Origin of the sequence: Nocardia sp. JCM 34519.1 (genome assembly GCF_020361265.1) — a bacterium.
In the GTDB taxonomy this organism is placed as follows: domain Bacteria; phylum Actinomycetota; class Actinomycetes; order Mycobacteriales; family Mycobacteriaceae; genus Nocardia; species Nocardia arthritidis_A.
Genome location: NZ_JAIRBR010000025.1, coordinates 17227 through 30187, shown reverse-complemented (window position 1 = coordinate 30187; position 12961 = coordinate 17227). Strand labels below are relative to the sequence as shown.

Annotated in this window: 9 protein-coding genes and 3 pseudogenes; 6 read left to right on the top strand and 6 right to left on the bottom strand. The window is 67.9% G+C overall.

Annotation, left to right across the window (positions count from 1 at the left end):
• The first annotated feature begins 22 nt into the window (after positions 1-22).
• Both LGY53_RS37560 and LGY53_RS37555 read left to right on the top strand, forming a co-directional pair.
• Entirely contained in the window at positions 23-772 is a 750-nt protein-coding gene (locus LGY53_RS37560) for a zf-HC2 domain-containing protein (RefSeq protein WP_225731454.1), read from the top strand.
• A gap of 12 nt (positions 773-784) precedes the next feature.
• Positions 785-3028 (top strand): cation-translocating P-type ATPase, encoded by a 2244-nt coding sequence (locus tag LGY53_RS37555; RefSeq protein ID WP_225731453.1) that lies wholly within the window; start codon positions 785-787, stop codon positions 3026-3028.
• Here the strand turns inward: LGY53_RS37555 and LGY53_RS37550 are convergent.
• Entirely contained in the window at positions 3025-4974 is a 1950-nt protein-coding gene (locus tag LGY53_RS37550; protein WP_225731452.1) for a cytochrome c oxidase assembly protein, read from the bottom strand. The genes LGY53_RS37555 and LGY53_RS37550 overlap by 4 nt on opposite strands.
• A gap of 230 nt (positions 4975-5204) precedes the next feature.
• On the opposite strand from LGY53_RS37550, the gene bioB reads away from it, so the two are divergent.
• On the top strand, positions 5205-6269 hold the full coding sequence (gene bioB, locus LGY53_RS37545; RefSeq protein ID WP_255665129.1) for a biotin synthase BioB: 1065 nt from the start codon (positions 5205-5207) through the stop codon (positions 6267-6269).
• A gap of 3 nt (positions 6270-6272) precedes the next feature.
• Here the strand turns inward: bioB and sigJ are convergent, their stop codons facing one another.
• Positions 6273-7112: an RNA polymerase sigma factor SigJ gene (gene sigJ / locus LGY53_RS37540; RefSeq protein WP_308103058.1), complete on the bottom strand. Its 840-nt coding sequence runs from the start codon at positions 7110-7112 to the stop codon at positions 6273-6275.
• 109 nt (positions 7113-7221) lie between these two features.
• Here sigJ and LGY53_RS37535 point away from each other — a divergent pair, with 109 nt between their 5' ends.
• Entirely contained in the window at positions 7222-7620 is a 399-nt protein-coding gene (locus tag LGY53_RS37535; RefSeq protein WP_225731451.1) for a nuclear transport factor 2 family protein, read from the top strand.
• A 251-nt stretch (positions 7621-7871) separates the two neighbouring features.
• Positions 7872-8978 (top strand): alanine dehydrogenase, encoded by a 1107-nt coding sequence (gene ald, locus LGY53_RS37530; RefSeq protein WP_225731450.1) that lies wholly within the window; start codon positions 7872-7874, stop codon positions 8976-8978.
• Between the two features lie 62 nt (positions 8979-9040).
• Here ald and LGY53_RS37525 read toward each other — a convergent pair whose 3' ends face one another.
• Complete coding sequence (locus LGY53_RS37525) at positions 9041-9571, bottom strand: Lrp/AsnC family transcriptional regulator (RefSeq protein WP_374111292.1); 531 nt, start codon at positions 9569-9571, stop codon at positions 9041-9043.
• Between the two features lie 149 nt (positions 9572-9720).
• On the opposite strand from LGY53_RS37525, the gene LGY53_RS37520 reads away from it, so the two are divergent.
• Positions 9721-10638 (top strand): LysR family transcriptional regulator, encoded by a 918-nt coding sequence (locus tag LGY53_RS37520; RefSeq protein WP_225731449.1) that lies wholly within the window; start codon positions 9721-9723, stop codon positions 10636-10638.
• 15 nt (positions 10639-10653) lie between these two features.
• On the opposite strand, the pseudogene LGY53_RS37515 reads toward LGY53_RS37520, so the two are convergent.
• From LGY53_RS37515 to LGY53_RS37505, 3 pseudogenes are all read right to left on the bottom strand, one after another.
• Positions 10654-10950, bottom strand: a pseudogene (locus LGY53_RS37515) (ABC transporter permease subunit); the annotation flags it as partial.
• A gap of 13 nt (positions 10951-10963) precedes the next feature.
• Positions 10964-11794 (bottom strand): annotated as a pseudogene (locus LGY53_RS37510) (metallophosphoesterase); the annotation flags it as partial.
• A gap of 20 nt (positions 11795-11814) precedes the next feature.
• Positions 11815-12916, bottom strand: a pseudogene (locus tag LGY53_RS37505) (extracellular solute-binding protein).
• Positions 12917-12961: the final 45 nt, after the last annotated feature.

Here is a 12961-nt window from a genome sequence, read left to right as displayed (position 1 = left end):
ACCGGTAGCCGACAATTCACATGTGGAGTGCAAAGTGTGCCGGACGGCGCTGTCGGCCCGCATCGACGGCGAACGCGAAACCGTTCCCGCGGCGCGGGTGGACGAACACCTGGAGCGGTGCGACGCGTGCTGCTCCTGGTATGCCGCCGCCGTCGAACTCGCACAGCATCTGCGCGGCGCCCCGGCCACCGCGCCGGACCTGACCGATGCCATCTTCGCGGCCGCCGAACTGGAGCGTCCGCGCTGGTCACGGCTGTCCCGGCTGCGTGATCGGGCGATCGCGGCGCGGCTCTGGGCGGCCCGTTTGCTGCTCGGTGTGCTGGGCGCGGTGCAGTGCGGACTCGCGCTGGCCCAACTCGCCGGCGTCGATTTCGGGATGAGCCACCACCACGGCGCCGAGATGACCCGGCACCTCATCAACGAGAGCACCGCGTGGAGCCTGGCCATCGGCATCGGGCTCGTCTACTGCGCGATCCGGCCCCATGCCACCGCGGGTGTGCTGCCGGTGCTCGGTGTGCTGGTCGCCACACTGACCGTATTCGTGGTGAACGATCTGCGCTCCGGGGTGGTGCCGGTATCCCGGGTGCTCTCGCACCTGGTGCTGGTCGCCGCGCTGGTGCTGGTCGCGATCGTGCACCGGACCCGCCGCCCACAGACCTCGCCGCCCGCCCGCGACGGCCTCGGCGAACCGGTCGAACTGGTGTTGCCGCCGGGTGCGCGCCTCGGCCGCCGCGCCACCCACCTGCGCGCCACCCAAGATCCCGCCGCCTGATCGAACGGACCCATGACCGACCTCGCATTGCGCCCCGAACCCACCCGTATCTCGCTCGCCGTCTCCGGAATGACCTGTGCCGCTTGCGCGAACCGCGTCGAGCGCAAGCTCAACCGGGTCGACGGCGTCACCGCCTCGGTGAACTACGCGACCGGCGTCGCCACCATCGACGCGCCGAACGGCCTTACGGCCGAAGAACTCTGCGCCGAGGTGGTGGCCGCCGGTTATGGCGCGGAACCGGTTTCGCCGGAGACCGGTTCCTTCGGCTCTGCCGCCCCCGAGGATGCGGCGGTGCGAGATCTGTTCCGCCGCTTGGTGGTCGCGCTGGTGCTGTTCTTCCCGCTGGCCGACCTCTCGGTGATGTTCGCCACCGTCCCGGCCACCAGGATCACCGGCTGGCAGCTGATACTGACCGCGCTCGCGCTGCCGGTGGTGCTGTGGGCGGCGGCGCCATTCCACCGCAAGGCCTTCGCCGGAGCGAAAAACCTTGCGGCGAGCATGGATACGCTCGTCTCGGTGGGTGTGCTCAGCGCGACGCTGTTATCGCTGAACACCTTGTTCCTACAGCCCGACCGGGCCGCCACCGTGTCGGACGGCGTGTGGGCGGCGATCTGGCACAGCGATTCCATCTACCTCGAGGTGGCCGCGGGCGTCACGACATTCGTACTCGCCGGGCGGTATTTCGAAGCCAAGGCGAAGCGGTCGGCGGGCAGCGCGCTGCGGGCGCTGGCCGCGCTGGGCGCCCGCGAGGTGACCGTGCTCACCCGCGACGATCGCGAAATGCGGGTCCCCATCGGCGAACTCGTCGAAGGGCAGCGCTTCGTGGTGCGCCCCGGCGAGACCGTCGCCGCCGACGGGCTGGTCCGATCGGGCGAGTCGAGCATCGACGCCAGCGCGATGACCGGCGAATCGCTGCCCGTCGACGTCGGCCCCGGTATGGAGGTGATCGGCGGCACCACCGCGCTCACCGGGCGGCTGATCGTGGAGGCCGCCGCGGTCGGCGCGGATACCAAGCTGTCGGGGATGATCCGGCTGGTCGAGCAGGCGCAGACCGGCAAGGCGCGGATGCAGCGGGTCGCCGATCGGGTGTCGGCGGTTTTCGTTCCGTTCGTCTTCGCCGTCGCCGCAACAACTTTCGGTGTGTGGCTGGCCACCGGCTCCGGTGCCGACCGGGCCGCGTCGGCGGCGCTGGCGGTACTGGTGGTCGCCTGCCCGTGCGCGCTGGGCCTGGCTATCCCGACGGCGCTGATGGTGGCCTCCGGGCGCGGCGCGCAGCTGGGCATCTTCATCAAGGGCCATCAGGCGTTGGAGGCCACCCGGGACGTGGACACCGTCGTCCTGGACAAGACCGGAACGGTCACCGAGGGCGCGATGAGCCTCGTCGCGGTGACCGTCGCCGAAACCTTCGGCGAGGACGAGGTTTTGCGGCTGGCCGGTGCGGTGGAAGCGGCGTCGGAACATGCGGTCGCGGTCGCCGTCGCCGGATATGCGCGCGAGCGGCTGGGCGAGCTTCCAGCGGCCGAATCCTTCAAGGCCCTACCCGGATTGGGCGCGCGCGGCATGGTCGACGGGCGGGAGGTGATCGTCGGCAGGACGCGTCTGTTCGACGAGATCGCCGTGCCGCAGGAGATGAATCGCGCGGTGCGCCAACAGGAACGAGCCGGGCGCACCGCCGTGCTCGTGGTGGTGGACGGCGCGGTGGCCGCGGTGCTCGCGGTGGCCGACACGGTGAAACCGAGCGCCCGCGAGGCGGTGGCCCGGCTGCACGCGCTCGGCCTGCGCACCATGATGTTCACCGGTGACAACGCCTACGCCGCCCAATCCGTCGCCGACGAGATCGGCGTGACGGAGGTTGTCGCCGAACTGCTTCCGGAGGGCAAGGTCGAGCTGATCGCCCGGATGCAGGAGCGGGGCAGGCGCGTCGTGATGGTCGGCGACGGCATCAACGACGGTGCCGCGCTGGCCACCGCCGACCTCGGCATGGCCATCGGCGCGGGCACCGATGTGGCCATCGCGGCGGCCGATGTCATCCTGGTGCGCGAGGATCTCGGCGCGGTGGCCGACGCCATCGAGCTCGCGCACGCCACGCTGCGCACCATCAAGGGAAATCTGGTGTGGGCCTTCGGCTACAACGTGATCGCCATCCCGATCGCCGCGCTCGGCTGGCTCAACCCGCTCATCGCGGGCGCGGCCATGGCTTTCTCATCCTTCTTCGTGGTGTCGAACAGCTTGCGGCTGAGGCGGGTTCGGCTCTAGCGCCGGGTGCGGGCCAGCTGCTCGAGCATGGCGTTGTACGCGGCCAGGTCGGAATCGCCGTACTCGTCGTCTTTGCGGTCGGTGCGCACCGCGGTGCGGCGGTCCTGCGCCACCCACTGGGTGAGCAGGGCGCCGACCACCAGCAGGATCGGGACTTCGCCGGAGACCCAAGCGATTCCGCCGCCCATACGCTGATCGGACATCAGCGAGTACGGCCAGGACAACTGCAGCTGACTGTAGAAGCGTTCGCCGATGACGGTGGTCATCGACATCACCGCGACACCGAAGAAGGCGTGAAAAGGCATGACCGCGAACAGCATTCCGAGCCGTCCGAGATGCGGCAGCCGCCGCGGGCCCGGATCGATGCCGATGATGCCCCAGTAGAAGAGATATCCGACGACGAGGAAGTGCACGTTCATCGCGACATGGCCCCAGTGGTACCGGATCAGCCCGTCGAACAGCGGCGTGAAATACAGGCCGTAGAGCGAGATCACGAACAGCGCGAGGGCGGAGCCCGGATGGGCCAGAATCGCCGTCGGACGCGAATGCAGCAGGGACAGCACCCATTCCCGCACACCGGGCACACCGTCGCGCGGCGCGGGCGACACCGCGCGCAGCAGCAGGGTGACGGGTGCGCCGAGCACCAGCAGCACCGGCGCGAACATATTGAGCGTCATGTGCTGGATCATGTGCATGCTGAACATGCCGTAGCCGTATGCGCCGAGCCCGGACGAGGTGGCGAGCAGCAGGACGACGCAACCGGTGAGCCACGAGAGGGTGCGCCACGGTGACCAGGTGTCACCGCGCCCGCGCAGGCGCAGCACACCGGCGAGGTACAGCCCGATGACGGCGATGGCGGCGGTGCCGAGCACGATATCGAAGCGCCACAGGGTGATCAGCCGCAGCGGATCCGGTGCGTGCGGCAGATCGAAGCCGAGGAAAACCTGCTGTGCGGTGAACGTGCGGTCGGCGAAGGCCGGTGCGGGCCGGACGGCCATGGCCACCAGCGCCGCCTGCGCGAGCATGGAAAGCGCGCCGGCGCAGGCGATTCGGTTCACGGATGCGGTCCGGCGCACCAGGAACGAAATACCAACCGCCGCAACCAGGCTCACCAGGGCCAGCCGACCGTAGCCGGTGCCGAGCACAGCGGACGCAGGGAGCAGCACGGCGACGAGCACGGCACCGCTCGCCGCGGCCGCCGCGAGGCACAGTCGCACGATGCGCACACAGCGCCGAATCGCGGTGTCCGCGTTGGCGCCACCGCGCCGGAGATGCGCCGCGACACCGAACAGCAGGCCGGGCAATACCGAGACCGCGATCTGGAAAATGATCACCGCGCCGGTGCCGTAGTCATGATTCGGCCCCTCACCGGCGTTGCCGACGACGGCGGGCGGCAGCACCGCGAGCCCCGCCACCCCGACCAGAATCGCGGATCCGTTCCAGGACAGCGTCATCCGGGTCGCGACCGCGATCACCGCGGCCAATATCGCGACAACGATCCAGGCGCGGGGTTTTTCGCTGGCATCAAGTAGCGCGCCGAGCGCGCCCAGCCGCAGCAGCGTGCCGGTCGAGATGCCGCCCGCCTGCGCCGCGCCGACCGGAATCAGCGCCAGCGCCGCGAGCAGCCACACCAGGCTCGCCCGCTCGGCCGTCCGCAGCCCGGCATATCCGTCGACGTCGACCCGGCCCTGTTTGGTGATCGCGGTACAGCACACCGCGTACACCAGCGAACCCAGGGTGAACGCGCCTGCCAGCGCGGCGACCACCCGCAGCAGCACATAGCCGACGGCATCGAGCACACCGGGATAGGCGGTACCCGCCGCGTGATACGGCATAGCGCCCGCCGCGATGGCCGAGCCGATGGCCAGCGCCAGTGCCCCGATCGCGGCGGCGAGACCGACCGAACGGTGGGAAAACTCTCTGATCTGCACGTTCGTACCCGCCATCCTGATAACCGGAACCTCGCGTCTCGCAGCTGAATCGAACAGCACTCCGGTTACGGGTCGGCTGGGCGGGCGGAAAAGTTCCCGGCATCTTCGTCGGCGCTGTGGCATCGGTCACCGCGCCGCCGGGGAATCCGGTTAATCCTTGGCATACCTGCTGCTGGCGGGTCAACTTGAACATCGTTCATGAAAATACTTGAACAGCGTTCAAGTCGGTTGCTATGTTGCCTGGCATGGCAAGTGATCTTTTGAATGTTTTGGTGGACAAGGCTTTCCGCAGGGAAGCGCCGTCCAGAAGTGAGGCGCTGGACCTGCTATCCGATTCGCACGATGTGCTGCAGGTAGTGGCCGCCGGATCCCGGGTGCGGCAGGCGCATTTCGGCAAGCGGGTGAAGCTGAACACCATCGTGAATATGAAAAGCGGCCTGTGTCCGGAGGATTGCGGTTACTGCTCGCAGCGCCTCGGCTCGGCCTCCGATGTGCTGAAGTACTCGTGGATCGCACCGGAGAAGGCCGCCGAGGTCGCCCGCCAGGCCGTCGATGCGGGAGTGAAGCGGGTATGCCTGGTGGCCAGCGGGCGCGGACCCGGCGACCGGGACATCACCAGGATCGAGCACACCATCGCGGCCATCAAACAGGACAGCCCGCTGGTGGAGGTGTGCGTCTGCCTCGGCCTGCTCGCCGACGGTCAGGCCGAGCGGCTCGCCGCGGCGGGTGCGCACGCCTATAGCCACAACCTGAACACCAGCGAATCCCGTTACGCCGAAATCTGTTCCACGCACACCTTCGCCGACCGCACCGACACACTGCGCCGGGCCACCGCGGCCGGGCTTTCCCCGTGCTCGGGCGCCATCTTCGGTATGGGCGAAACCGATGACGACATAGTCGATCTCGCCACCGACCTGCGCGCCCTCGATCCGGATTCGGTGCCGGTGAACTTCCTCATCCCGTTCGAGGGAACCCCGCTGGGCGGGCGCTGGGAACTTACCCCCGGCCGCTGCCTGCGCATACTCGCGCTGATGCGGTTCTACTTCCCCGATGTGGAGGTGCGGCTGGCTGGCGGGCGCGAAATCCATTTGCGCACTTTGCAACCCATGGCACTGCACCTGGCCAACTCGATATTCCTCGGCGACTATCTGACCAGCGAGGGGCAGCCCGGCGCGGACGACAGGCAGATGATCGCCGACGCCGGATTCGTCATCGAGGGCGTCGACGAACAAAGCCTGCCCGAGGCCAGACACGACCTGGTGGCCATCCGCAGACGTGGCGCGGGCACGAATCTGCCCGCCAACGCCTGAGATTCAGCGCAGCCCCGCGAATTTGTCCCGGTTGAGCTGGACGTGCACGGCGTGAATCCGGTTGTCGCCGTCCACATCCAGCGCCAGGATCAGGTATGGCAGGTCGTGTGAGGTGACGATCGCGCCCGGGCCGCCGTTGACGGTGACCGGGCGGATGCCGAGCGCGGGCGGCCAGGCCCAGGTGATCGAGCACAGGTACTCGGCCACCGCCGCCCGGCCGCGCACGGGTTCGCGCGGAGTCTCGTTGCGGCCGTTCGCATCGGCCGAGAACGTGACGCCGGGTGCGAGAATTTCGGTGAGCGAGGACAAATCGCCGCCGATGGCCGCGGCGAGGAAGCGCTCGGTCACCTCGCGATGGGCGCCGAGCGCGGGCCGGTGCCGCGGCCTGCGCGCCTCGACGTGTTTGCGCGCACGGTAGCCGAGCTGGCGGGTGGCCCGCTCGGTGCGCCCGATCATCGCGGCGATCTCCGCGTGCTCGAAGCCGAATGCCTCGTGCAGCACGAAAACCGCGCGCTCGGCCGGGTCGAGCGATTCCAGCACCACCAGCAGCGCCATCGAAACCGATTCGGCCAGTTCGGCATCGGCGTCCGGCCCGGCGATCAGCGGCTCGGGCAGCCAAGGGCCGATATAACTTTCGCGGCGCGCACGGACGCGGCGCAGCCGATCGATGGCCAGCCGCGACACCAACCGGAACAGGTACGCGCGCGGTTCACGCACTGCGGACCAGTCGACCTCCGTCGTGCGCAACCAGGCCTCCTGCAGCACGTCGTCGGCGTCGGTGCGGCTGCCGAGCATCCGGTATGCCGCGCCGAACAATTCGGCGCGGTGGTCTTCGAAATCCACGTCCATATCCATTCGACGGATGAGCCCGCCCCCGCGTCACGCGGCCGTGTGACGCGAACGGGTCCGGGTGCGTCTCACCCGTGTCAACCATGCACGGAAAGGTACGGATATGACCACCTCCGAAATCGGGACCGATCGCGCCCTGGTGATCGAACTGTTCCGCCGGTTCGGCGCGGGCGATATCGATGGCGCGCTCGAACTGCTCGGCGCGGACTTCGTCTCGCACAACCCGCGCGTGCCGCACGACCCGGAAACCCGAACGGGCAAAGCGGCATTCGCCGACTTCTTCGCGACGCCCGCGGGCCGGGAACTGGCCGCGGCCAAGACCGTGGTGCACCGCATCATCGCCGAGGGCGGATTGGCCGCGATCCACTCGCAGCTGATCCTCGCGGGCGGTGATATTGCCGTCGTGGACATCCTGCGCGTGGAAAACGGTGTGATCGTCGAACATTGGGATGTGGTGCAGCCGGTGCCCGAACCGCTGCCGCATCCGCACGGCATGTTCTGACGCCGGATCAGTCACCCTCGATCGATCGGGAAGGGGTTCTCCGCGGCCGATGCCGACGCGTCGAAGATGCTTCGGAACGAGGTCCTCGCGAAACCGTAGCTCCGAAGATTTGATTCGATAACTCGTCGACAGAAGAATCATCTTCAGCTGGCTGGATCTATTTCCGTTAATTCTTCATACTCGCTCACGAAAGGTGATCCAGCTCATGCGCTGGCGCCTACCGGAATGGTCCATCGGATACAGGAGTGCAGGTGAAGATCGGAATCCCCCGCGAGGTCAAGAACCACGAGTATCGCGTCGCGGGAACCCCCGCGGGCGTGCGTGAGCTGGTCTCCCGCGGCCACACCGTCTACGTCGAGGCGGGCGCGGGCGCCGGCTCGGCCTTCGAGGACGCCGCATACCAGGTGGCGGGCGCGCAGATCCTGCAGACGGCCGACGAGGTGTGGGCCGCCGCCGATATGGTGCTGAAGGTGAAAGAGCCGATCGCCGAAGAGTATTCGCGTATGCGCGACGGTCAGCTGCTGTTCACCTACCTGCACCTGGCCGCGTCCAAGGAGTGCACCGACGCGCTGCTCACCTCCGGCATCACCTCCATCGCCTACGAAACCGTCACCGGCAAGGACGGTTCGCTGCCGCTGCTCGCGCCGATGAGCGAGGTGGCGGGCCGCCTCGCTCCGCAGGCGGGCGCCTACCACCTGATGCGCAGCGAGGGCGGCCGCGGCGTGCTGATGGGCGGCGTGCCCGGCGTGCGCCCGGCCGAGGTCGTGGTGATCGGCGCCGGTGTCGCGGGTAGCAATGCCATCGCGGTCGCGGTCGGCATGCACGCCTCGGTGACCGTGCTCGACCTGAACATCGCCCGGCTGCGGGAGATCGACGCGCTCTACGGCGGCCGGGTGCGCACCGTCACCTCGAACGTCCACGAGGTCGAAAGCGCCGTGCGCGCGGCCGATCTGGTGATCGGGGCGGTGCTGGTGCCCGGCGCCAAGGCGCCCAAGCTCGTCTCGAACGACCTTGTCGCACAGATGAAGCCGGGTTCGGTGCTGGTGGACATCGCCATCGACCAGGGCGGCTGCTTCGCCGACTCCCGGCCGACCACGCATGCCGAACCCACCTACAGGGTGCACGACTCGGTGTTCTACTGCGTGGCGAATATGCCCGGCGCGGTGCCGAACACCTCGACCATCGCGCTCACCAATGCCACACTGCCGTACGTGATTTCGCTGGCCGAGCGGGGCTGGCGCGAGGCGACCGCCGCGGATTCCGGTCTGGCGGCGGGCCTGAGCACGCACGGCGGTATGCTGCTGAACGAATCCGTCGCCGCCGCACACGGATACGCCGCGCAGCACTTGGCGGCCTAGGCGTACCTCCGCCTTTGCTCCGGCCATGCGCGGTTTGTGGACGACTTCGTCGACAGTGCGAATTAGGCGCCGATGACCGCTCCGGCGCGGGTGCGGGTGTGCTCGAAGATGAGGATCGTCTCGGTGGAGGCGACCGCGGGATGGGCACTGAGATGGTCGAGTACGAACACCCGCAGCTCGTCGGAGTTGGCCATGGCCACGTGGATCAGGTAGTCGTCCGCGCCCGCGATGAAGTAGACATTGAGCACTTCGTCGTAGGAGGCCATCTGATCCCCGAAGGCCGCGAGCTGTCCCCGCGCGTCGGCGCGCACCCGCACGGCCACCATGGCCTGTAGGTTGCGCCCGACCGCGGCGGGATCGATATCGGCGTGGAAGCCGCGGATGATGCCGCGCTCCACCAGCGCCCGCACCCGGCCGAGGCAGGTGGACGGCGCGATGCCCGCCGCCTCGGCGAGCGCGTTGTTGGTCATCCGGCCGTCGCGGGCGAGGTGATCCAGCAGGACGCGGTCGATATCGTCGATCGGCGCGGCCGTCCGCGGTTTGATCGATGATCCTGCGACGGTCGGGCGGAGCGATGCTTCATTCTTTCGCACAGTGCCAACGGTACCGAATATTCTTCAGTCGATCAGCTGTGGACTTGCTGTGCGTCGCACCTTCTGGACGGCCGCCTGCCGTTCGATTCGGATTCACCGCCGGTTACCCGGCGTGGTTAGCCTTCCGGCATAGCGGAAGGAGCCGCGGCATGGAGTTCCGACATCTGGTCTCGTTCATCACGATCGCCGAGGAGTTGCATTTCGGTCGCGCGGCGCAGCGCCTGCATCTCACCCAGCCCAGCCTCAGCGCGCAGCTGCGGAAGCTGGAGAAATCCCTCGGCGTGCAGTTGGTCGCCCGCAACTCGCACATGGTCGAACTCACCCCCGCCGGAAGGGAATTCGAGGGCCAGGCCCGGCTCATCGTCGCTCAGATGGACCGGGCCGCGCAGGCGGCCAAGGCCACCGCGGCGGGCCGGACGGGCACACTGAATATCGGATACAACCTTCCGGCCAGCAGACATGTGCTACCCGATGCGCTGACCAGGATGACCGAACGGCACCCCGGCATCATGGTGTCGTTGTGGGAGAAGCGAACCGGGCCGCAGCTGGCGGCGCTGTCCGACGGATCACTGGATCTGGCAATGGTTTACGGGCGTCCGAGCACCCCGGAATACCGGTATTGCCGTCTGTTGCACCGGATTCCGCTGGTCGCGGTGGTCGGGCGCAGACATCGCTGGGCGGACCGGCCGGGCATGCCGTTCGCGGAGCTGGCGGGGCAGGGCGTCGTACTGTTCGCGCGCGAACAGTGTCCGGCCATGTACGACACCATCTTTCGCGCGGCCGCCGACACCGCGATCAGCCTGTCGGTGGTGCAGATCGCCGATGATCCCGGTGCCACCGCGCATGTGGTCTCGGTGCGGCCGCTGGTGGGATTCGCCTCGCTGCCACGGGCGATTTCGATGGGTATGGGCGTCGATGCGGGCACCCCGGTGGCGGTGAAGCTGTTCGATCCGGTGCCGACGCTGGATCTGTACGCGGTGTGGCGCGCCGACGAAACCAATCCGGCGGTTTCACGGTTCCTGGATTGTGTTGATACCGACGAACTTCGACAAATGGTCACCGCCTGACCGGTTCCGCGGCCGTCACTTCAGGCCGGAGCGGACGAAGGCGTTGACGATTTGGCGCTGCAACACCAGGTAGAGCAGCAGCACCGGCAGGCAGGCCAGCCCGGCCAGCGCCATCATCGGCCCCCACTGGTCGCCCTCGGTGCCCATGAAACTGCGCAGGCCCAATTGCAATACGCCGTTGGACCGCCGCAGCACCACAGCGGGCCAGAAGTATTCGTTCCATGCGTTGATGAAGAGCAGGATGGCGAGTGCGGCAAGGGCCGGGCGCAGATTCGGCACCACGACCGTCCACAGGATCGACCACGACGACCGTCGACGACGACCATCACCGGGCCTCCTCGGCCAGCGCGGCCAACTGCGCCAGCACCTCGTCCATGGGCCGGTCGTAGATCGCCGTGGCGGGGGTCGCCTCGATCGCGGTGGCAATGACGGTCGAACCGATCAGATCGATTCTGCTGTAACCGAATCCGGCTAGGCCGCGGTGCCTGGTCGCGGGCGCCATCGGATCGATTCGATAGGCGAGCGCGGGTCCGAGCCAGACCGGGATTCCGGCCAGCGCCGCACCGGCGGTCAGATGGTTGTGCCCGCAGACGATCATCCGGACATCGGTTCCGGCGACGGTGGTTTCGAGCAGTTCGGGCCGCTGCAGCCGGAGGAATTCGGTGGCCGCCAACGGTGAGGCGACCGGCGGATGGTGCAGCACGAGCAGGGTCCCTCGCGGAGCCGGACGGCGCAATTCGTCTGCCAGCCAGGTCAATTGGGTCGGCTCCAGATGCCCCTCGTGCCGACCCGGCCGGGTGCTGTCCAATGCGATCACGCGCAGCCCGCCCACCTCGATGATTTGGTCGAGCGGTTGCTCGGCCCGCACCGTCGCCGGATCCGCGTCGAGCAGTTCCACCGCGAAAGCGCAACGCTCGTCATGGTTTCCCATCACGTACAGCACGGCCGCGCCGAGTTCGGCGGCCACCGGCGCGACGGCGTCCCGCAGCCGTCGATACGCCTCGGGCGATCCGTCGTCGGTGAGGTCACCGGAGAGCACGAGCGCGCCGATGGGCTGGTCCGCCGCCAGGAGCTGCCCGAGCACGTGGGTGAGGTTCGCGTAGGTGTCGACGCCGTGTACGGACTGGCCCGCGGGGCGGATGTGAGTATCCGTCAGCTGAACGACGGTGCTGTCGTTCATGATTTCGGCAGGAGTGCGGCGGCCTGCACGCGGGCCGCGGTGAGGGTGGACTGGGCGTCCTTGCCCTGGAACACGATCGATTCGACCGCGTCCATCATGCCGTCCCGGATCTGCAGATAGTTGTTTGCCCGGCATGGAGACCCAGGGCTCCATAGTCGCCGGCTGCGCGACATTCGGCGCCAGCAGCGGATTCTGCTTGGACCAGGCCGCCAGCCCGTGCGGGTCGTCCATCAATCCGGTGCGCAGCGGCAGGTAGCCGATGCCCTCGGAGATCTTGATGTAGGCGTCCTCGCTGGTGAGGTACTTGATCAATTCCCATGACGCACGCTGCTTCGCCGGGTCGTTGGACAGGATGTGCAGTGCGGCGCCGGAATTCGTCGGTACCGTCGGCTTGCCGGGGAAGCTCGGCATGGCGGCGGCGCGCAGGTCCCATTTGTCCTTGGCGCCTGTCACGAAAGTGCCCTGAATGGCGCTGGTTTCGAGGATCATGCCGATATCGCCCCGGGCGAAGGCCTCGTAACCCTGTTTCTGGTTCAGCTTCGGCATCGCCCCCGAGTTCACCAGCTGCTGCGCCATTTTGGTGGCATTCACCGCCGCGGGTTCGGCGAACCGCAGCGTCTTGCGGTCCTCGGAGATCACCCGGCCGCCGCCGTCGAAATTCCGCTGCACCTCGGCCTTGCCGACCCGCGTGTCCAGCGGCTTCGCGCCGAGTTGGTGGATCGTGAAATCCAGATCGCCGAACCCGAGCTGCGCCACATCCGGCGGGTTGCCCGCCACCATCTGGTTCTGGATGCTGGATATGGTGTCGGTGGCCGGATTCGGGCTGTTGCCCTGCGGCTTCTGCGCCGTCACCTTGATATTCGGATGTTCGGCCCGAAAACCGGCGATCAGGGCGTTGAACGTATCGGTCCACGCACCGGCGAGGCCGTAGTTGTAAGACTCGAAGACGATCGAAACCTGCTGATCCGGTTTCAGTTCCGGAATCGGTGCCGTTCGAGTGTTCGATTCGTTGGACCCGGTGCTGCCCAATCCGCCACAGGCGCTGAGCGCCGAGACGGTGGTCAGCACCGAGCCCAATATGGGCACGGCGCGTTTCACGGGTGTCATGCGGCCAGTTTGGGTCGGCAGCGGCGCGGTCCGCCG